18 protein-coding genes are annotated in these 18,601 nt (G+C 63.7%); 10 read left to right on the top strand and 8 right to left on the bottom strand.

All coding sequences use genetic code 11. From position 1 onward, the window contains the following. Positions 1 to 90: 90 nt before the first annotated feature. The 3 genes from OXU42_06320 to OXU42_06330 all read left to right on the top strand — a co-directional run bounded on the left by OXU42_06320 (position 91) and on the right by OXU42_06330 (position 3,398). Complete coding sequence (locus OXU42_06320) at positions 91 to 1,194, top strand: ABC transporter substrate-binding protein (GenBank protein ID MDE0028995.1); 1,104 nt, start codon at positions 91 to 93, stop codon at positions 1,192 to 1,194. Between the two features lie 81 nt (positions 1,195 to 1,275). Continuing rightward, the gene (locus tag OXU42_06325; protein ID MDE0028996.1) at positions 1,276 to 2,538 is read left to right on the top strand and encodes an ABC transporter permease; all 1,263 of its coding nucleotides are present in this window, start codon (positions 1,276 to 1,278) and stop codon (positions 2,536 to 2,538) included. Between the two features lie 8 nt (positions 2,539 to 2,546). Beyond that, positions 2,547 to 3,398, top strand: a complete 852-nt coding sequence (locus OXU42_06330) for an ABC transporter permease (GenBank protein MDE0028997.1) — start codon at positions 2,547 to 2,549, stop codon at positions 3,396 to 3,398. Between the two features lie 138 nt (positions 3,399 to 3,536). Here the strand turns inward: OXU42_06330 and OXU42_06335 are convergent, their stop codons facing one another. Next, on the bottom strand, positions 3,537 to 4,052 hold the full coding sequence (locus tag OXU42_06335; protein ID MDE0028998.1) for an NYN domain-containing protein: 516 nt from the start codon (positions 4,050 to 4,052) through the stop codon (positions 3,537 to 3,539). Positions 4,053 to 4,255: 203 nt separating this feature from the next. On the opposite strand from OXU42_06335, the gene OXU42_06340 reads away from it, so the two are divergent. From OXU42_06340 to OXU42_06355, 4 genes are all read left to right on the top strand, one after another. Continuing rightward, the gene (locus OXU42_06340) at positions 4,256 to 5,419 is read left to right on the top strand and encodes an LL-diaminopimelate aminotransferase (protein ID MDE0028999.1); all 1,164 of its coding nucleotides are present in this window, start codon (positions 4,256 to 4,258) and stop codon (positions 5,417 to 5,419) included. Positions 5,420 to 5,450: 31 nt separating this feature from the next. Next, on the top strand, positions 5,451 to 5,933 hold the full coding sequence (folK, locus tag OXU42_06345) for a 2-amino-4-hydroxy-6-hydroxymethyldihydropteridine diphosphokinase (protein MDE0029000.1): 483 nt from the start codon (positions 5,451 to 5,453) through the stop codon (positions 5,931 to 5,933). A 29-nt stretch (positions 5,934 to 5,962) separates the two neighbouring features. Continuing rightward, the gene (locus OXU42_06350) at positions 5,963 to 6,196 is read left to right on the top strand and encodes a PP0621 family protein (protein ID MDE0029001.1); all 234 of its coding nucleotides are present in this window, start codon (positions 5,963 to 5,965) and stop codon (positions 6,194 to 6,196) included. A gap of 170 nt (positions 6,197 to 6,366) precedes the next feature. Then, the gene (locus OXU42_06355; GenBank protein ID MDE0029002.1) at positions 6,367 to 6,927 is read left to right on the top strand and encodes an excisionase family DNA-binding protein; all 561 of its coding nucleotides are present in this window, start codon (positions 6,367 to 6,369) and stop codon (positions 6,925 to 6,927) included. Positions 6,928 to 7,011: 84 nt separating this feature from the next. On the opposite strand, the gene OXU42_06360 is transcribed toward OXU42_06355, so the two are convergent. The 5 genes from OXU42_06360 to trpE form a co-directional block, all read right to left on the bottom strand. Continuing rightward, positions 7,012 to 7,638: a hypothetical protein gene (locus tag OXU42_06360; protein ID MDE0029003.1), complete on the bottom strand. Its 627-nt coding sequence runs from the start codon at positions 7,636 to 7,638 to the stop codon at positions 7,012 to 7,014. 83 nt (positions 7,639 to 7,721) lie between these two features. Then, on the bottom strand, positions 7,722 to 10,724 hold the full coding sequence (locus OXU42_06365; protein MDE0029004.1) for an N-6 DNA methylase: 3,003 nt from the start codon (positions 10,722 to 10,724) through the stop codon (positions 7,722 to 7,724). 87 nt (positions 10,725 to 10,811) lie between these two features. Beyond that, on the bottom strand, positions 10,812 to 11,102 hold the full coding sequence (locus OXU42_06370; protein MDE0029005.1) for an XRE family transcriptional regulator: 291 nt from the start codon (positions 11,100 to 11,102) through the stop codon (positions 10,812 to 10,814). 209 nt (positions 11,103 to 11,311) lie between these two features. Next, positions 11,312 to 11,881: an aminodeoxychorismate/anthranilate synthase component II gene (locus OXU42_06375; GenBank protein MDE0029006.1), complete on the bottom strand. Its 570-nt coding sequence runs from the start codon at positions 11,879 to 11,881 to the stop codon at positions 11,312 to 11,314. Then, positions 11,878 to 13,380: an anthranilate synthase component I gene (gene trpE / locus OXU42_06380; GenBank protein ID MDE0029007.1), complete on the bottom strand. Its 1,503-nt coding sequence runs from the start codon at positions 13,378 to 13,380 to the stop codon at positions 11,878 to 11,880. Before trpE ends, OXU42_06375 begins: the two co-directional genes overlap by 4 nt. 130 nt (positions 13,381 to 13,510) lie before the next feature. Here trpE and OXU42_06385 point away from each other — a divergent pair, with 130 nt between their 5' ends. Continuing rightward, a complete protein-coding gene (locus OXU42_06385; GenBank protein MDE0029008.1) occupies positions 13,511 to 13,981 on the top strand; it encodes a DUF192 domain-containing protein in 471 nt (156 codons plus the stop codon). A 43-nt stretch (positions 13,982 to 14,024) separates the two neighbouring features. On the opposite strand, the gene OXU42_06390 is transcribed toward OXU42_06385, so the two are convergent. Beyond that, the gene (locus tag OXU42_06390) at positions 14,025 to 15,092 is read right to left on the bottom strand and encodes a hypothetical protein (protein MDE0029009.1); all 1,068 of its coding nucleotides are present in this window, start codon (positions 15,090 to 15,092) and stop codon (positions 14,025 to 14,027) included. 156 nt (positions 15,093 to 15,248) lie between these two features. Here OXU42_06390 and tldD point away from each other — a divergent pair, with 156 nt between their 5' ends. Then, the gene (tldD, locus tag OXU42_06395) at positions 15,249 to 16,736 is read left to right on the top strand and encodes a metalloprotease TldD (protein MDE0029010.1); all 1,488 of its coding nucleotides are present in this window, start codon (positions 15,249 to 15,251) and stop codon (positions 16,734 to 16,736) included. Between the two features lie 8 nt (positions 16,737 to 16,744). Next, positions 16,745 to 18,100, top strand: a complete 1,356-nt coding sequence (locus OXU42_06400) for a metallopeptidase TldD-related protein (GenBank protein ID MDE0029011.1) — start codon at positions 16,745 to 16,747, stop codon at positions 18,098 to 18,100. Positions 18,101 to 18,247: 147 nt separating this feature from the next. Here OXU42_06400 and OXU42_06405 read toward each other — a convergent pair whose 3' ends face one another. Continuing rightward, the gene (locus OXU42_06405; GenBank protein ID MDE0029012.1) at positions 18,248 to 18,535 is read right to left on the bottom strand and encodes a DUF2442 domain-containing protein; all 288 of its coding nucleotides are present in this window, start codon (positions 18,533 to 18,535) and stop codon (positions 18,248 to 18,250) included. Positions 18,536 to 18,601 lie beyond the last annotated feature (66 nt).

The following is an 18,601-nucleotide window of genomic DNA, read 5'->3' on the forward strand; positions in this document are numbered from 1 at the left end:
GTTCCCGGGGATTCGTCCCGCGGAAGGGAAGCGGCAGACAAGGGACGTCCCGTCAACCAACGACAGGGACAACAGCATTGGAGGAAATCGATGAAGCGAATACTGAGTTCCTTGGCAATCGCGGCAGCGTTCGTGCTGGCGGCCGGCAGCGCCCACGCCCAGAGTCTGAACGTCGTGTCGTGGGGTGGGGCGTATACGGCCAGCCAGCAGCAGGCCTACCACGACCCTTACATGGCGGCGAACCCGGGCGTGAAGATCGTCAATCACGATCTGGGGTCCGGGGCGTTGGCGAAGCTGAGGGCCGAAGTCGAATCCGGCAAGGTGACGTTGGACCTCATCGACATGACCGCCGCCGATGCCATCGTCGCTTGTGACGAAGGGCTGGTGGAGCCCATCGAGCCCGACACCTGGCTGGCCGCGGCTCCCGACGGCACGCCGGCATCCAAGGACTTCTTTGCCGGCACCCTCACGGTTGGGGGAACCAACTGCTTCATTCCGCAAATCGTCTACTCGACGACCTTCGGCTACCGCACGGATGCCTTCAAGGGCAAGCAGCCCTCCAGCCTGCTCGACGTGTTCGACTTGAAGGCGTTTCCCGGCAAGAGGGCGCTGGAGAAGAGGCCGAACAACAACATGGAATGGGCCCTTGTCGCCGACGGCGTTCCGGCCAAGGACGTTTACAAGATGCTGAGCACCGACGAGGGCGTGGCCCGCGCGTTCGCCAAGCTGGATACCATCAAGGACCAGGTCGTCTGGTGGACAAAGGGGGCTCAGCCGCCGCAGTTGCTGGCGGACGGCGAGGTCGTGATCGCGTCGGCGTACAACGGCCGGCTGTTCTCCGCCATCGTTGAAAAGAAGCAGCCGATCGCCATCGTGTGGGACTGGCAGGCTTTTGATCTGGACGGATGGGTGGTGCCGAAAGGCGGCAGGAATATCGCCGCGGTGAAGAAATACGTGCGTTTCGCCACGGACACGCAAAGGCTGGCCGACCAGGCCAAGTACATTTCCTACGGGCCCGCGCGCCACTCTTCCGCCGGTCTGGTGGGCAAGCACGCGAAGCTCGGCGTCGACATGAAGCCGCACATGCCCACGAGCCCCGAAAATTCCAAGACCGTCCTCATTTCCGACTATGTCTGGTGGGCGGACCATCAGGCCGAACTCAACGACAAGTTCAACGCCTGGCTCGCCAAGTAGGCATCGTCTCGCCGGGCGGGGGCCAGGAGTGCTCCCGCCCGGCAAGCTTCTCCCGCTTGACCCAACCCACGGCCGATCCGCATGCCCACGCCAACCGACGATGTGATGCGTACCGCGGACGGCACGCCGCTGAAGATCAGCCTTCAGAGGGCATTGGTACGCAGCAGGCTGCGAGCGCTGCTGCTCGTGCTGCCGCTGTTGGCCTTTGTGCTGGTCTTCTTCCTGTTCCCCATCGGCCACATGCTGTTTCGCAGCGTCGACAACCGGATCGTCGGGTCCGTGTTGCCGCGCACGACCGTGGCCATACAGGACTGGGATCCCGATCGAGCGAAGTTGCCCGACGAGGCCGTCTTCGAAGCCCTGGTGCGCGACATTCAGACGGCCTTCAAGGACAGGACACTGGGCCGTGTCGGCCGCCGGCTGAACTACGAGAAGCCCGGCATGTCGAGCCTGTTCAGGAAATCGGGCAGGCGCGCGGCGCGCATCACCGGGGCTCCCTACCGGGACCGGATGATCGCCATCGACAAGCGTTGGGGAGACCCGAGCACCTGGCGCCTGATCCATCGGGAGTCGGGCGCGTTGACCAACGCCTACTTCCTCGCCGCCGTCGACCTGAAACTGAGTGAGCGCGGCGCCATCGTCAGGCAGCCGGAGCCGCGCCGGATCTACCTGACGCTGTTCTACCGGACTCTATGGATGAGCGGGCTGATCACCGTGCTGTGCCTGCTGCTAGGCTACCCCGTCTCCTACCTGCTGGCCACGTTGCCGCTCCGCGTCAGCAATCTGCTGATGATCCTTGTCCTGTTGCCGTTCTGGACGTCCCTGCTCGTGCGCACCACGGCCTGGATCGCGCTCTTGCAGACCGAGGGCGTGCTGAACGACATCATGGTGTTTGCCGGGGTCCTGTCCGAAGACGGCCGGCTGCAGATGATCCACAACAAGTTCGGCACGGTCGTGGCGATGGTTCACATCCTGCTGCCGTTCATGATCCTGCCGCTCTACTCCGTGATGAAGACGATTCCTCCGTCCTTGATGCGCGCCGCCCGCTCGCTCGGCGCGACACCCTTCACCGCGTTTGTAAGGGTGTACATGCCCAATACGGTGGCGGGCGTCGGGGCCGGTTGCATCATGGTGTTCATACTTTCCATCGGGTACTACATCACGCCGGCGCTGGTGGGAGGCCGCACCGGCACCTTCATCTCCAATTTCATCGCCTTGCACGTCGGTGAAACGCTGAACTGGGGCCTGGCCGCCGCGCTCGGGGCCCTGTTGCTCGGTCTGGTCTTGGCACTCTACCTGATCTACGACCGGATCGTGGGCGTCGACAACATGAAGCTTGGTTGAGCCTTTCCATGCCGCTGCCGACATACGCATCGCCGCTGGAGAGGGCATGGCACTACGCGTACCGCGTGATCTGTGCCGTCATCTTCGTGTTTCTGATCGGCCCCATCTTCGTGATCATCCCGTTGAGCTTCAACGAGCTGCCCTACTTCACCTTCACCCCGGAAATGCTGTCCCTGGATCCCGCCGGCTACAGCACCAAGTGGTACCGCGAGTTCTTCACCGAGGCTTCCTGGCAGGACGCGGTGTGGAACAGCCTCGTCATAGCCGTCTTCGCGACGCTGATCTCGACAGTTCTCGGAACATTGGCGGCTCTCGGGCTGAGCCGGTCCGAGATGCCGTTCAAGACGGCCTTCATGGCGCTCTTGATATCCCCGATGATCGTGCCGTTGATCATCTCGGCCACGGGCATGTACTTCTTCTATGCGCTCATCGGAATCTCGTCGACGCACCTGGGCGTCATCCTCGCCCACGCGGCGCTGGGCACGCCGTTCGTGCTGATCACGGTGACCGCCACACTGGCCGGTTTCGATCATTCCCTGCCCCAGGTCGCGGCCACCCTCGGGGCCAATCCCGTCCAGACGTTCTTCAAGGTGACGATGCCGCTGATTCTTCCCGGCGTGGTGTCCGGCGCCCTGTTCGCCTTCATCACGTCGTTCGACGAAGTGGTCGTGGTGCTTTTCGTCGGTTCCGTGGAGCAGCGCACCATCCCGTGGAAGATGTTCTCGGGCATCCGCGAAGAGATCCGCCCGACCATCCTCGCGGTAGCCACGCTTCTCGTCTGCGTCTCGATACTCCTCTTGACGACCCTCGAGCTGTTGCGCCGCCGCGGCGAACGGCTGCGCGGCATCCGGCCGAGTTGAGACAGAGTTCGTCATTCCAGCGAACAGGCTGTACCAACACTCGTTGAGCACGGACCCCTCTTGACGTCATTCCCGCGGAAGCGGGAATCCAGGGGTGGGGGTGGGGGGCGCCGCAGGGGTGGAAAGGGGCCGCCCTCGTCACAACTTGGCAAGGCGTTCCCGGCGCACCCTCTCGGCCTTGGAGAGCCGCCGAGGGTTGCCTTTCTTGCGCCCGTCCCGCCCCCGCGGAAGCGGTTCCGAGTCGTCGGCGCCGTCCTCGGGATCGGGCATGTCCGGATGCACCCTCATCTTCGCCAGGAACTCGCCGACGTAGACGGCCACGGCGCCGCTGCTCTCCACGCCGCGGCGCAGGTCCCGGTCGGAGGTCACCACGATGCAGGTGTCGCCGATTTCCCGCGCCAGGCGCTCGATGACGGCGTCGGCCTTCTCGCCGTAGCGGGAGAACACCACCGTCACGTCGCCCACCTGCTGGCGCGTCTCGTCGTCCCGGCCGTTGCGCCAACCGTCGAACACGGTGGTCAGGGAGTGGCCGGTGCGCGCCTGGTACGCCGCGACCTCATTGACGAGCGCGTTGCGCTTGTGCTCCAGGTCGCCGCGAAGACCCTGTTCGCTGCCGATGACGTTGTAGCCGTCTACGACGATGTGAAACGGCATGGTTAGGTTCTCCGTCAGAAAATTGAAGGTGGAACGTCAAGATATAACTGTTTCCACCCGTTGCCGCGAACGGGGTGGCGGCGCGGGGTTTCACTAGCGGGCGGGAAATGTTGTAAGCTGGCGGGTTCAAGTTGGTCCCGGATACGGGTTCACGGGGAGGGCCCCGAGGCCCGCCCGTCAACCGAGAAAGCGAGTCGCCCGTAATGTTCAACAAGGCCAGACGCATCCAGGAGTTGCCACCGTACCTGTTCGCCGAGATCGACCGGAAGAAGCGCGCCGCCCAGGCCAAGGGGGTCGACCTGATCGACCTGGGCATCGGAGACCCCGACATCCCCACGCCCGGGAGGATCATCCAGAGGCTCACGGAAACCGCCACCGAGCCCGCCAACCACCGCTATCCCAGCAGTTCGGGCATGATGGAGTTCCGCCAGGCGGTGGCGGACTGGTACACGCGGCGGTTCGGCGTGACCCTGGACCCCGCCACCGAGGTGGTGTCGCTTATCGGCTCCAAGGAAGGCGTGGCCAACATGGCGGTGGCCTACGTCGACCCCGGCGACGTGGTGCTGGTGCCCACGCCGGCCTATCCGGTGTATGCCATCGGCACGCGGTTCAACGGCGGCGACGTCCATTTTCTGCCCTTGACGCGCGAGAACGGCTTCCTGCCCGACCTGTCGAGCATCCCCGCCGACGTGCTCGAGCGGGCGAAGATGCTGTGGATCAACTACCCCAACAACCCCACCGGGGCGGTGTGCGATCTGAGCTTCTTCAAGGAAGCGGTGGAGTTCGCCCACCGGCACAAGATCCTCCTGTGCCACGACGCTGCGTACACCGAGCTCGGCTTCGACGATTACTGGGCTCCGAGCATCCTGCAGGTGGACGGCGCCAAGGAAGTCGCCATCGAGTTCCATTCGCTGTCCAAGACCTTCAACATGACCGGCTGGCGCATCGGCATGGCGGTGGGTTGCGCGGAGCTGGTGGGGACCCTGGCGCAGGTGAAGTCCAACGTGGACTCCGGCGTCTTCCAGCCCGTGCAGGAAGCCGCGATCCTCGCCCTGGAGCACGCCGAGGAGTTCTTGGGCCCCATCCGCGAGGTGTACCAGGAACGGCGCGATACCGTGGTCGACGGCCTCCACCGCGCCGGCTTCGAGCTGCCGGCGCCGCGGGCGACCTTCTACGTCTGGCTGCCCGTGCCCGGCGGATGGACCTCCACGGACTTCACGGCCCGGCTCCTCGACGAGGCCGGCATCGTCACCACCCCCGGCAACGGCTTCGGCGATCCCGGCGAGGGCTTCATCCGGATGACCCTGTGCTCCCCGGCCGAGCGGCTCAAGGAGGCCGTGGAGCGGCTCCGGCAGGTGAGCCTGTAGCGGTCCCGTGCGGCATCGCGCCTACATCGGGGTGGGCTCGAACCAGGGAGACAAGGAGGCGAACTGCCGCCGCGCCGTCAGGGAGATCGGTGGAATGCCGCAAACCCGGCTGCGGCAGGTGTCGAGCTGGTTCGCCACCGAGCCGTGGGGCGCCGCCAGCTCGGAATGGTACGTCAACGGAGCCGTGGCCGTCGACACGGGCCTGGAACCGCAGACGCTCCTGCGGCACTGCCAGGCCCTCGAAGCGAGGATGGGCCGCCGGCCCAGCCCGGTGCGCTGGGCGGACCGGGTCATTGATCTGGACATCCTTTTCTTCGATGATATGGTTTTGGAAGAACCCGGGTTGACCATCCCGCACCCGGAACTTCACCGTCGCCGGTTCGTGCTGGTTCCGCTGTGCGAGATCGCGCCGGATCTCAGGCACCCGCGCCTGGACGGCGATGTCCGGGGACTGCTGGCGCGGGTGGACGACGACAAACGGATCCGGGAAGGAACCTCTCCCGGAGGCGCATGAGCCACGACGATCATTGACGGTACGCCGCCATGTTCCTCAAGTTTCTGATACTGGGCTTGCTGGTCTACCTGTTCCTGGTGCTGCTCTACTCGAGCATCAAGAAGAAAGGCAAAGGCAGCGCCTCCGACCCCTCCCAGGGCGAGTCCATGGTCCTGGACCCCCACTGCAAGAGCTACGTCCCCAAGAACGAAGCCTACCGCTCCGGCGGCCACTACTTCTGCAGCGAAGAGTGCGCCCGCGCCTACGCGGCCCAGCAGGTCTGAGTTCAGGCGGCGGCCCGACCCGCCTCGACATCTCACTGTTGGCGTTCCGTCGGCTTGAAGCGCCGCCCGAACGTGCGCGCCTGCGCGGTCTGTCATGGCCTACATTCTTTACAAACTGGACATTGTGTCGTATCCTTGTCCTTGGCTACGAAACAGGGTGTGAGGGTGACATGGCCGAGTCTACCGGATCGATGAAGCAGGCGATGGGATTGCTCGCCGAGGGTTTCCCGGGGTTGTCGAGCAGTGCCAGGCATTTTGTTCGCGACCACCCGCGTGAGGCGCATCTCGCGGTCGCAGTCGCCCTGGAAACGGCCGCCGCGCAATGCGAGGCCGAAGAACGAAGCGCTGTCGTTGACATACCGGAAAGGCTGCGCCCGTTCGTCGTTCGTCGTGGTGACGAGGACATCCTGAGCGTTTCCGAGGCGGCGGCGCGGCTTAAGGTCTCCCGGACCACTATCTATGACTGGGTGGAAAGGAGAACTCTTCTTGCCTGGAGGTCGACGAAGCGAGGACTGAACATCCCCGCGGCACAGATTCTCGGCCCCGGACGGGTGGTCGCCGGCTTGGCGGATGTCGCCGCTGCTGTGGGAGACCCCGAACTGGCGTGGGCGTTTCTCACCCAGGAGTGGCCGTTTGAAGACACCGCTGCGCTACCTCTTGAGTTGCTGAGAACCGGCCGTATCGAAGATGTCCTCGACGCGGCACCGGGCTTCGGTTCGACTTTCACGTGAGCGTGCCCACCTATCCTCGGCGCAGGATTCGACCGTTCTCTTGAAAGCCGCTGTCCAACTACCACCACGCACCAAACCCTTCCCTTATGACAGCCAAACATGCCACACAGAGATCGGTCCCGGCTTATGTGTGGGTGGCGACTGCATGCTGTAAACAAAACGCCTGCCATGTCGTGAACACGCCAGATCGGAAGAACCAAGTCCCACAACGACCGGGAACTCTTCTACTAGATAACTCGAAGGATCTTGCGTTGCAGCCCTCGACAAAAACGGTGTCAGGTTGGCGCTGATCGACGATCCATCACGAACGTAGCCGATCATAAATGCTTCGCGGCTGCCCCACGCATAGTCACCGTCCACAAAGCGACGAAGGCCATGTTCACAGTACAAGGCTTCCGTCTTTGAGGTGGCAGCATCCAGTATCTTGGCTTCCGTGACGAGTGGAAACCGTCGTGTCCTGTCGGACAGATAAATAGATAGGTCGGGACGTTTCTCAAGATGTAGACCATTGAAACTTAGACTCTCCTTCCCTCGTGCGACGCAAAGGACAAGGTTACCCCAGAAGGGGTCCTGTTCGATCAGCCGATTGAGGCGCGCCTCCATCAAGGCAGTTACCTCCGGCTCGTTACCCGAGGCCACTGTAGCCGGCTTCTGTGTCCGGATATCATTGAAAGCCCGAAGCAACCCCTCCGCAATGATTTCGAGGTGCACCTTCGCGATCTCCGGCAGTGGAAGCCGAAGGCCGCGAGTCAATTCGGCGATTTGATCCGGTCGCGGGCGAATTGCTGAGCCCTTCATTTGGTAGCAGGCCCTTTCAGCAGATCGACGTGTGACCAGATAATGCGCTGGGCAAGCAACCGGGCCTGCGTCTCGCTCCAATAACGGCGTTGAGCGAGCCGCCCGATCAGAAGTCCATCGGTTCCGTCGCGAACGAGGACCTCAGACGCCGCCGCTTCGTCAGCTGCTCTAATCAACCCTTCCCAATCGCTTGCTTTTGCTGCTTCCCCTTCCCCGCGAAACGTTGTCCGTACATCGATGCCTTGCCACGGCGATATCTCCGGAGAAGGAATCTGGCGCACGGTCAGCGTCAAGCCGAACCGTTCGCACCAGGGTGTCAATTCTCTTGTGAGAATCTCGCAAAACCGCTTTTTTTCGTCCGGAGAGGGGACAGCCTGGGCGTTCCGTTGGTTTGTGGCAAAAGGCAGATTGAATTCCAGTGTATCGGCAATGACCTGCATGTCGCGCGGACCAAGGCCATACAAGCGCATCACCCATTCATCCACGTCGTGCCAGGATACTGCCCCCGAATTCAGGCCGTCGGTCAAATTCGCGATCTCAACAAGCTGGTATGGTTGGAGTTTGTGAAAATTCGGCAAGGGAATACGATCCAGCGTTGCCTTCTCTATCACTTCTCGCTCGAAACCGAACTCGCCGCTCGTGACAAGTGCCAGCCAAGTGACCAGTTTGCTTCCCAGAACGAGTGCGAGATAGCGAACTAGCATGCTGGCATCAGGATGCTGGCACGGACTGTATCCGTAGAACGTCTCGTTGAAAACGATACCCTCTTCAGAGATCGCCACACCAATGCGCCCTGTCGTTGCAGGTGGGGATTTGTGTACGACGACTAGTGGTCCAGCGAACAAATCTGGTGATCGGGGATCGTGAATGCGATCAAGCGAAAAAGCATTGAGAATTTCGCTATCGACGAAGATGCTCGCGAGGGATGCGACCGTAATTTCCGGCCGCTCCCAAAGGTAGCTCGCATCGACACCGGGCCGACCGTCGCCTCCCTGCCGCACCCGACTGCTCGGTCTAAGCGCTTGGTACCCGTTGCCGCTACCTCGCAACTGGCCTCCCTCCGTGACACCGATCGTCTCGCGCCAGAACGCGCCCAGTGTTGGGAATCCCGACGCGCGAATCCGTTCGACGATCGCGAAATCGGCTTTCGTTCCGCGGAACAGTATTTTCAAGATATCGGGTGTCTCGATAAGCTGGCGGGAAGGAACGACTTCGGCATTCAGCGCATCGATGCGCATGCTGCCAGCGCCATTCAGGGAACCTTCTATCCGGGGAGTGACAAAACGAAAACCGCCCCCAGTACCTGGTGTTCGGTTGGCAGCGAGCAGGATACAAAAAGGAGCCGAAACTTGAGGCCAGACCTTCGTTTGCCTCAGTTCCACTCCATTGATGATCGATGTGACGTCAAGCGCTTCAAAGAGAGCTTGGCGCGCTTCCGGCATCCCGTCACCCTGTTGGAAGAGCAAACGGGCATGGAGTGCGAAGGCGATCTGTCCGTTTGGCTTCGCCCATTCCATTGCGCGCCACACAAACGGCAGATCGAGCCCTTCGTTCGGCAAGGGTGGCGATGCGTTTGTGACCTTCCTGTCCGCCGCGATGCGAGCCACCGTTTGACGTACAAGGTCCCAATCCGGCAACTTCGTGCCGCTTGCCCAAGGCGGATTGCCTATGACGAGGTCATACTGTCCGACATGCTCGGCTCCGACGAAAGGCCCTAGGCTTCCGAGTCCCGCACTTTCCTCTTCGGCCGTTACCCTGTGCAGCACGGTTCCGCGTAGATTGTCGAACCGTAACTTGTCGACCGGTCTGGGATTGGGATCCAGCTCGATTGACGCGAGATACAGGCCTAGTGCCGCAAACCGGAGTGCGGCTTCGTTGGTGTCAAGACCCACGATCTGGTTAGAGAGGATTCGCCTGAGCGCATTGGTGTCGGGCCGCTGTTTGTCGGCTCTCCAATGCTCCGCGATCAATTCGCGAAACGCTGTCAGCAAGAAAATGCCGCCACCTGCCGCTGGATCGAGAATCTTAGCGGTTTTGCCTACTCCTTCTCTACCCAGCGCGCGGAAGGACGCCCGGACCATCAGATCCGCGATCAGTCTGGGTGTATAATAACCTCCTTCGCGCCTTTGCCGACGTGGCGCGTGGTTTCTCAAATAGAGTTCATATGCCTGACTCAGAACCCCGACCGGAATATGTGCGAAGTCAAGGTTGTCCCACTTCTGCTCCCAGCCAAGAAACAACTGGCTATCCGGTGCCCGCCGAAGCACGTCTCCCAACGCACGATAGGCGCCATCAGGTAAGGTCGTGAAGATATTTTCCGAGAGAGGTAGCAGGTCACCGTTGAACGTCTCATCAAGCCAATTCGATGTGACTTCGGCCAACTCGCGGGTGTCGAAGAGACTAGCGGCACTGGAAAAGCCGTCCGGCAGCAGGTTCCGATCCGCAAGGAACCTCGTAAAGAGTGCGCGGCCAACGAGCGAGACCGCGTCTCCGTCCGAGACTGCATATCGCTCGATCATCTCGGTTGTGGAACCGGTGAGCAAGTTGAGGACAACGCCGGAAATCCAATCGCGTTGCCTGCTGGCCGATTGCGGACGAATGTTGCCGAGTCGGGCCAACGCCACGGACCTCGCACTGTCCCCCAACTGCCAAGCCACACGGGCTTGCCGTAGTGACTTCTTGTCCAGAGCAATGCGGTAGACACTAAGGTGTCCGGGGGCGACTACACCAAGATAGGGAGCGTCTCCGCGCATGGCGAGTAGACGCCGTACGCGATGGAGTTGCTCGTCGTCTTCCAGGGAATCCGAGTCGACCAAGAAAATCAGGGGCGTGCCCTGCCATTCGTAGACGGCCTCCACCACACCCAGCGGGGTGTTTCCACTACGGCGGGCCGTCAGCAGTGTGGCGTAAGGAAGGAGTTCCGGACCGTCTCCATCGAGCAGACGCAAAGATGTTGGATCAGCGCCAAAGTCGATGAGCGAAGAAGCTACGTCGGCCATCGGTCTCACCTGCGCGCCGGTCGCAACTGCAACTCGGAGTGATCGGCCGACAAACGCGGCGCCGACTTAGCTCCTTTCGACACCGCATCACCCATCTAGCGCCAGATTGCTTTGACGGTCGCCCCCGAAATGACCTTGGCGGGCGCCGCCTCGTGGCTTCTTTGGAATGAGTTCCACTTTCGACAGGATCCGTCGATAGTCTCCACCCATCTCGCTGACCCCGACAATAAGGACTGTGATGAGAGCGAGATGAGTAGGAATTTCGCCTGAGCGCGCATAGTTGGAGATTGAGTTCGGGTTCATACCCAAGAGTCCAGCGAATGCACGGACGCTCAACCCAGCCTTCCCAAGTTCTACTAGGAACTCCCTATAAGACATCTCGGTGCTCGTACACACAAATTAATGTGGAAGACCACATACTTTAATGTAACCAAGGTTATGTTACAGCAGCCCGCTTCTCTTCGCAAGAGCTTTCAACATCAGCGAATTCTCCGGGATTCCGGCTAAAACTGTGTGCGACATCGTCGCTGCGTCGTCCAGGCGAATCCCATTCCAAGTAGGGTGGTAGGGCGTATGGCTCGAACATCTCACGCGTAGCACTCCAGAAAATCCTTCAGCAGCGTCTTCCCGCCCTCCGCCAGGATCGACTCCGGGTGGAACTGGACGCCCTCCACCGGGTGGCGCTGGTGGCGGACGCCCATGATGACGCCGTCGGCGGTGCGGGCGCTGACGCTGAGTTCATCGGGGAGGCTCTCCGGGTCGAGCACGAGGGAGTGGTAGCGCATGGCGGAAAAGGGGTTGGCCTGGGAGCGGTAGATGGTGCGGGCGTCGTGGGTGACGTCCGACATCTTGCCGTGCATGATCTCGGCGGCGCGCACCACGCGGGCGCCGTAGGCGGCGCCGATGCATTGATGGCCCAGGCACACGCCCAGGATGGGGATGCGGGAGCCGCAGCGTTGGATGACCTCGCACGAGACACCGGCTTCGTTGGGCGTGCACGGGCCGGGCGACACGACGATGGCGTTCGGGCGCATCTCGTCCACCGCGTCGGCGCTGATCTTGTCGTTGAGGGCCACGCGCACATCGGCGCCCAGCTCGGCCAGGTAGTGGTAGAGGTTGTAGGTGAAGGAGTCGTAGTTGTCGATGAGCAGGATCATGCCGTCTGCTGCCGCTCCTTGCGCCAGGACTCCGCCAGCTCGATGGCCTTGAGCATGCCGCGGGCCTTGTTGAGGGTCTCCTCGTACTCCGTCTCGGGGTCGGAGTCGGCGACGATGCCGGCGCCGGCCTGGATCACCGCATTGCCGTTGTGAAGGGTGATGGTGCGGATGGCGATGCACGTGTCGAGGTTGCCGTTGAAGCTCAGGTACCCTACCGCGCCGGCGTAGAGCCCGCGCCGTTCCGGCTCCAGCTCACTGATGATCTGCATGGCCCGGATCTTCGGTGCGCCCGACACCGTGCCCGCCGGGAAGCAGGAGCCGAACAGCTCAAGCGGCGTCTTTCCCGGTGCCAGCTCCGCCTTGATGTTGGAGACGATGTGCATGACGTGGGAATAGCGCTCCACGACCATGAGCTGGTCCACGTCCACCGAGCCCACCTCGGCCACCCGCCCCACGTCGTTCCGCCCAAGGTCCACGAGCATGATGTGCTCGGCGCGCTCCTTCGGGTCCGCGAGAAGATCTTCCTCCAACTCCCGTTCCTCCCGCGCGTCCTTGCCCCGCGGGCGCGTGCCGGCGATGGGCCGGAGCTCGATCCGGCTTCCGGTCAGGCGCACCAGGATCTCGGGCGAGGAGCCGATGATCTTGAGGTCGTCCAGCTCCAGGTAGAACATGTAGGGAGACGGGTTGGTGAAGCGCAGCGCACGGTAGATCTCCAGGGGCTCGGCCCGAGTCTTCGCCTCCAGCCGCTGGGACAGCACCACCTGGATGACGTCGCCGGCCGCGATGTACTCTTTCCCCTGGCGCACCATGGCGCGGAACGTGTGCGGCGTGACGTTGGAACGGTACCGGACGCCGCCACCGGTCCCGGTTAGGCTTCTGGCCTCCAGGGCTTCGGGCGACTTCCGCAGGGAGGTTCGCACGCGCTCGATGCGGGCCACCGCTTCGCCGTAGAGGACGCGCAGGCTCTTGTTGGTGTCGATGTGGACGTTGTCGATGATCGTGATGGTGTGCTTGAGGTTGTCGAAGCTCACCAGCGTGCGCACCAGCAGGAAATAGACGTCGGGATAGCGGTTGGCGCTCCGGTCCGGATTGGCCACCCCGTGCAGCCGTTCCACCGCGTCGTAGGCCACGTATCCCAGGGCGCCGCCGGTGAACGGCAGATCCGGAATCGTGTTGGCGGGCCGGTACTCTCCGAGAAGTTCCGTGAGCGCCTTCAGCGGATCATCGCAGGTCCATTTCTTCTTCCTTCGCCCCTCCGTCACCTCCACCTCGCGCCCCCAGGCCTTGAACACCAGCTCGGGCTCGGTGCCCAGGAACGAATAGCGCGCCCAGCGCTCGCTCCCTTCCACGCTTTCCAGCAGGAACGAGTGCCGGCTCTTCTTCAGGCGGTTGTAGAACGACACCGGCGTCTCGAAATCCATGAGGGTTTCCTCGTACACCGGAACGACGTTTCCGCGCTTGGCGAGTGCCGCGAACTCGCGGTACGAAGGTTGGATCATGACTGGATATAGAGGGTGTTGGGGAGGCTCCGAGGGTGTTTTCGACTCCAGCCGCCTAACTTAGCCGAAACCAGCGCACAGCGCTAATGTACCGGCAACCAGGGCGGCCGAATTGACAGGTCTGTCGCCGATGATCATGCGAATCAGCAACTCAGTTGTGGGTCATGTGCGGCGGCTGTGGCCGGTCTGGGTGCTGCTGCTTTGTCTGCAAGCCGCGTGCGAGCGCGTCCCCTCGGTCAGTTTCGAAGGCGCGGGCGGAGTCAAGGCAACCTTCAGCGTGGAGGTGGCCGATACTCCGGAGAAACGGCGCTGGGGCTTGATGTACCGGCAGGAGTTGGGGGACGACGAGGGCATGCTGTTCGTCTTCCCCGAGGAAAGGGACCATTCCTTCTGGATGAAGAATACGCCCCTGTCCCTGGACATGATCTTCATGGACGGGCGCCGGCGGGTGGTGGGGATCATCCACGACACCGTGCCGTTCTCCACCCGTTCCGTCAGCGTCGGGGTTGCAAGCCGTTACGTGCTGGAGGTTCGCGCCGGCGTGGCGCGTCGCAACCAGATCGCGGTGGGCGACGTGGGCCGCTTCGAGCGGCTGCCGTAGACAGCGGCCGTGGCGGGGACGGGGCGGCGATGGCCGGCCCGGGTCAGATCTCCCGGAAGAAGTACGGCCGGATGGGCTGGAGCCGCTCCTCGTAGGTGTCCGGATTCAGCAGCCACAGGGTGGCGGCGATGCTGCTCAGGAGCGAGTTCCCGTCCTGGGAGGTGAAGCACATGCCCACCACCTCGCGCTCCCCGCGCAGGGCGATGCTCTGGGTGACGATGGCCGTGTGGTTCAGGATGCGCCCGAACAGCCCGTGGTCCCGCCCGAAGGAGAACACCGACGCCGAGGACTTCTTGTTGGTGACGGCGATGCGGCGGTTGGAGCGGATGCGCTGCATGATCTGCTCCATGTCGATGGCCCGCTTCAGTATCAGGTTGAAGTGGATGGTGTGCATGTACTGGGTGTTGATCTTGAGCGCGGACGAGTAGATGTCGAGGTCGAATCCCATCGACTTGAAGAGGTAGTAGGCGTCGCGCCCCTGGTGGGTGCCGAACCTTTCGTCGTCATGGCGCCCCACCTCCGGGGCGGGGATGAAGTCCCCCTCCTGGCTGATGTCGTTGGCCCGGCGCATGCACACGAACCGTCCCGCCTCCAGGTTGTCTTCCTTCTCCGGCCCCAGGGCCAGGGTGTCGATGAGCACCGCGAGGTTGTGGGTGTTGCAGCTCACCACCTGGACGAAGCGGTCCTCCTCCCGGTCGAGGGCGGCGTCGTTGATGCCGCGGGCGTACATCTTCCCGAACCCGAACTCGCTGCCCTGGGCGATGAACCCCTTGCCGTTCTTGCCGGCGTAGTGCTGATAGTACTTTTCCTTGTTCTGGTTCCCCACGGGCGTGCAATCGATGACCACCGAGGCCCGCTCGATGGCGGCTTCGGAGTCGAACGACGGTTTCATTTCGAGCTTGGCGAACTCGTCCCAGTGGTCCTTGTCCACGCTCAGCCTGGCGCCCTTGCCCTGGAGCGCCGTGATCTTGGAGCGGTCGGTGACCCGCGGGGTCTGCTTGTTGAACGTCACCTCGTCGATACCGAAGGCTTCCCTGAAGCTCGCCAGGATACCGATGAGCGGCTCGCCTATGGTCCCCGTGCCGACAACGTGAACGATTTTCTGGTCCATCGGATCGACTCCTCGCAACCGTGTCCGGCCGCTCCCCGCATCCTTTCATGTTGTGCGTGTTGCCGTTACACTGTTCTTGTGCCGGCCGCGGAGGGGAGCGACGGCACCGGATCTCATAGCATACAGGCAAGTCCGATATAAGGAAAGGGAACGGTCTTGGACAAGAGCCAAGGGAGTCCGCCCGCGTTCTCGCCGGCGGCGTTCTTCGACGAGCGGTTCGGCGTGACGGCGCGGGACCTGGACCGGGTGCTGGGACGGGCCATGGCCCGGCAGGCGGACTACGCCGACCTCTATTTCGAGTACCGCACCCACGACCAGGTCCACCTGGAAGAGGGACTGGTCAAGCATGCGTCGGTATCCACCGCCAACGGCGTCGGCGCGCGCGTGCTCGCCGAGGCCAGGACCGGATACGCGTTCACCGACGACGTGACCATCAAGAACCTGGACACGGCGGTGCGGACGGCCAACGTCATCGCCAACGACCGGGGTTCCGACCGCCCGGCGCGGGTTCCCGCGCCCGCCGCCCCGCGCCACGACCTCTATCCCGTGCCCCACTCCTTCTCCGGCGTCCCCCTGGAGCGCAAGATCGCCGTCCTGCAGGACCTGGACCGGTTCGCGCGCAAGGCCGATGCACGCGTCAAGGGCGTTTTCGCCACCCTGTCGCTGGAGAACAAGGTGGTGCTCGTCGCGTCGTCGCAGGGCTGGGTGCTGGGAGACTTCCAGCCGCTGGTGCGCTGCAACGTCCGCTGCATCGTGGAGGACAAGGGCAACCGCCAGGCCGGCTACTTCGGCTGGGGCGGGCGCATGGCGCTGGACGACTGCGTCGACGCGGAGCGCTGCGAAGCAAGCGCCCGGGAGGCCGTGCGCCGGGCGTTGGTGAACCTCGACGCGGTGGCCGCGCCCGCGGGCCCCATGGATGTCGTGCTGGGTCCGGGCTGGCCCGGCATCCTGCTGCACGAGGCCATCGGGCACGGTCTCGAGGCGGACTTCAACCGGCGCAAGACCTCGGCCTTCTCCGGGCGCATCGGCGAGCGCGTGGCCACCGAGCTGTGCACGGTGGTGGACGACGGCACCATCCCTTGGCGGCGCGGTTCCCTCAACGTGGACGACGAGGGCACGCCCACCCGGCGCACGATGCTGATCGAGAAGGGCATCCTGCGCGGGTACATGCACGACCGCCTGAACGCCGCCCTGCTGGGCATGGAGCTCACCGGCAACGGCCGGCGCGAGAGCTACGCCCACGTCCCCATGCCGCGCATGACCAACACCTTCATGCTGGCGGGGGAGGAGGACCCCGAGGACATCATTCGCTCGGTCAAGGACGGCATCTACGCGGTCTCCTTCGGCGGCGGACAGGTGGACATCACCAGCGGCAAGTTCGTCTTCTCCGCCAACGAGGCGTACCGCATCGAAGGCGGCAAGGTGACCCACCCGGTGCGCGACGCCACCCTCATCGGCAACGGGCCGGACGTGCTCACGCGGGTCAGCCGGGTGGGAGCGGACCTGGCGCTGGACGACGGCATCGGCACCTGCGGCAAGGACGGCCAGGGCGTGCCCGTGGGCGTGGGCCTGCCCACCATCCGGGTGGACCAGCTCGTGGTGGGCGGCACGTCGGTGCGCGGGCCGAGCGGCTTTCAAGGCTGAGGACGGACATGGAGCGTTTGCCGATGGATCGGGAGCTGGCGCTGGGGCTGCTGGCGCGGGCGAAGGACAAGGGCGCCTCCCAGGGCGACGTGACGCTGATCGAGCGAGAGGGCGTGCAGGTGAAGGTGCGGCTCGGCGAGGTGGAGACCGTGAGCCAGGCGCACGAGATGCGCCTCGGGCTGCGCCTCTTCTTCGGTCAGAGCGCCGCCGCCACCTCCACCTCCGACCTGTCGCGCGCCTCGCTGGACCGCCTGGTTGACGAGACCTGCGCCATGGCCCGGGCCACGGCACGGGACGAATTCGGCGGCCTGCCGGAAGCCGGCGAGATGGCCGCCGAGGTGCCGGACCTGGACCTGCTGGACCAGGAGTCCCAGGGGCTCCCCATCGAGGACGGCATCGATGCCGCTCGCACGGCGGAGGAGCACGCGCTGCAATACGACCCGCGGGTGACCAACTCCGAGGGCGCCGAGTTTGCAAGTTCGTTCAACCGCGTCATCCACGCCAATTCACAGGGCTTTGCCGGCGAGTACGCCACGTCCGGCTTTCATCTCTCCCTGGCCCCGGTGGCGACGTCCAACGGCTCCATGGAGCGGGACCACTGGTACACGGCCGCGCGCCGCCGCGACGCGCTGGATTCTCCGGAGGAGGTAGGCCGGGAGGCCGGCCGCCGCGTGGTCCGGCGGCTGGGCGCCCGCAAGGTGCGCAGCCGCGAGGTGCCGGTGGTCTTCGACGCGTCCATCGCCGGCACCCTGGTGCGGCACGTGGCCCAGGCAATTTCCGGCTACGTCCTCTATCAGCGCGCTTCCTTCCTGTGCGACCGGCTCGGGGAGCGCGTGGCGTCCGACCTCGTCCACATCGTCGACGACGGCACGATTCCGCGGGCCCTGGGGTCGCGCCCGTTCGACGCCGAGGGCGTCGGCGTCCAGCGCAAGGACGTGGTCGAGGCCGGCGTCCTGCGAAGCTACCTCCTGGACGCCTACAGCGCGCGCAAGCTCGGCGGCAAATCCACCGGCAACGCCGCGCGGGGCGTGGGGCAACCCTCGGCGGTTTCCCCCATGAACCTCCACCTCATCCCCGGCGAACACGGCCCCGAGGACATCATCGCCTCGGTGGAGGACGGCTTCTACGTCACCGAGCTCATGGGCTTCGGTTTCAACGCCGTCACCGGCAACTACTCCAGGGGCGCCGCCGGCATCTGGATCGAGAACGGCGAGCTCGCCTACCCCGTCTCAGAACTCACCATCGCCGGCAACCTCAACGACATGCTGAGCCGGATCGAGATGGTCGGCAACGACCTCCGCCCGCAGAGTCCGGTGGCCGCGCCCACGGTGAAGGTCGGGCGCATGACCGTGGCGGGGGAGTAGGTTCCAGCCAATCCAGCAATCCGCAATCTGCGGTCCACTTCAAGGGGTTTCGGGTGCTGCCGTGGTTTCTGCGGTGACGGCGCTGCTTGCGATTCCACGTTCCCAAGGATTCGGGTGCCTGTCACCGGCGGCAACGGCTGGGGCGGGTCAGGTGATGTATCCCCATTTGCGGAAGGTGTCCTGGAGCGCTGGATCGCTCCGAAAAGCCTGGTAGTAGATGTATTCCGGCGCCAGGTCCGTCCCGTTGGGCCAGACGATAGTCTGAAGTTCTTCGTCCACACGAAACTGCCGGAATACCTCCGGATCCTTCAGCAACTCGAACACCGGCCCGGTCAGCGCTTCCGCAAGATCCGCCACGCCTTCGCGGCCGTCATCGAAGCACACCTGCACGCGAAAGCCGTCGAGCGGCGTCGCCTTTGTCACGTGAAGAAACATGAGTCATTCCAGTGGGTCGATGGGATTCGGAGTTTCTTTTCTACGACACCTTTCCCAGTTATCCGA

It is taken from the genome of Deltaproteobacteria bacterium, assembly GCA_028818775.1.
Taxonomy (GTDB): Bacteria; Desulfobacterota; Binatia; order UBA9968; family JAJDTQ01; genus JAJDTQ01.

Coding starts and splice junctions, on each gene's coding strand:
- OXU42_06320 (MDE0028995.1), top strand. CDS start 91: ATGAAGCGAATACTGAGTTCCTTGGCAATCGCGGCAGCGTTCGTGCTG.
- OXU42_06325 (MDE0028996.1), top strand. CDS start 1,276: ATGCCCACGCCAACCGACGATGTGATGCGTACCGCGGACGGCACGCCG.
- OXU42_06330 (MDE0028997.1), top strand. CDS start 2,547: ATGCCGCTGCCGACATACGCATCGCCGCTGGAGAGGGCATGGCACTAC.
- OXU42_06335 (MDE0028998.1), bottom strand. CDS start 4,052: ATGCCGTTTCACATCGTCGTAGACGGCTACAACGTCATCGGCAGCGAA.
- OXU42_06340 (MDE0028999.1), top strand. CDS start 4,256: ATGTTCAACAAGGCCAGACGCATCCAGGAGTTGCCACCGTACCTGTTC.
- OXU42_06350 (MDE0029001.1), top strand. CDS start 5,963: ATGTTCCTCAAGTTTCTGATACTGGGCTTGCTGGTCTACCTGTTCCTG.
- OXU42_06355 (MDE0029002.1), top strand. CDS start 6,367: ATGGCCGAGTCTACCGGATCGATGAAGCAGGCGATGGGATTGCTCGCC.
- OXU42_06365 (MDE0029004.1), bottom strand. CDS start 10,724: ATGGCCGACGTAGCTTCTTCGCTCATCGACTTTGGCGCTGATCCAACA.
- OXU42_06370 (MDE0029005.1), bottom strand. CDS start 11,102: ATGTCTTATAGGGAGTTCCTAGTAGAACTTGGGAAGGCTGGGTTGAGC.
- OXU42_06375 (MDE0029006.1), bottom strand. CDS start 11,881: ATGATCCTGCTCATCGACAACTACGACTCCTTCACCTACAACCTCTAC.
- trpE (MDE0029007.1), bottom strand. CDS start 13,380: ATGATCCAACCTTCGTACCGCGAGTTCGCGGCACTCGCCAAGCGCGGA.
- OXU42_06385 (MDE0029008.1), top strand. CDS start 13,511: ATGATCATGCGAATCAGCAACTCAGTTGTGGGTCATGTGCGGCGGCTG.
- OXU42_06390 (MDE0029009.1), bottom strand. CDS start 15,092: ATGGACCAGAAAATCGTTCACGTTGTCGGCACGGGGACCATAGGCGAG.
- OXU42_06400 (MDE0029011.1), top strand. CDS start 16,745: ATGGAGCGTTTGCCGATGGATCGGGAGCTGGCGCTGGGGCTGCTGGCG.
- OXU42_06405 (MDE0029012.1), bottom strand. CDS start 18,535: ATGTTTCTTCACGTGACAAAGGCGACGCCGCTCGACGGCTTTCGCGTG.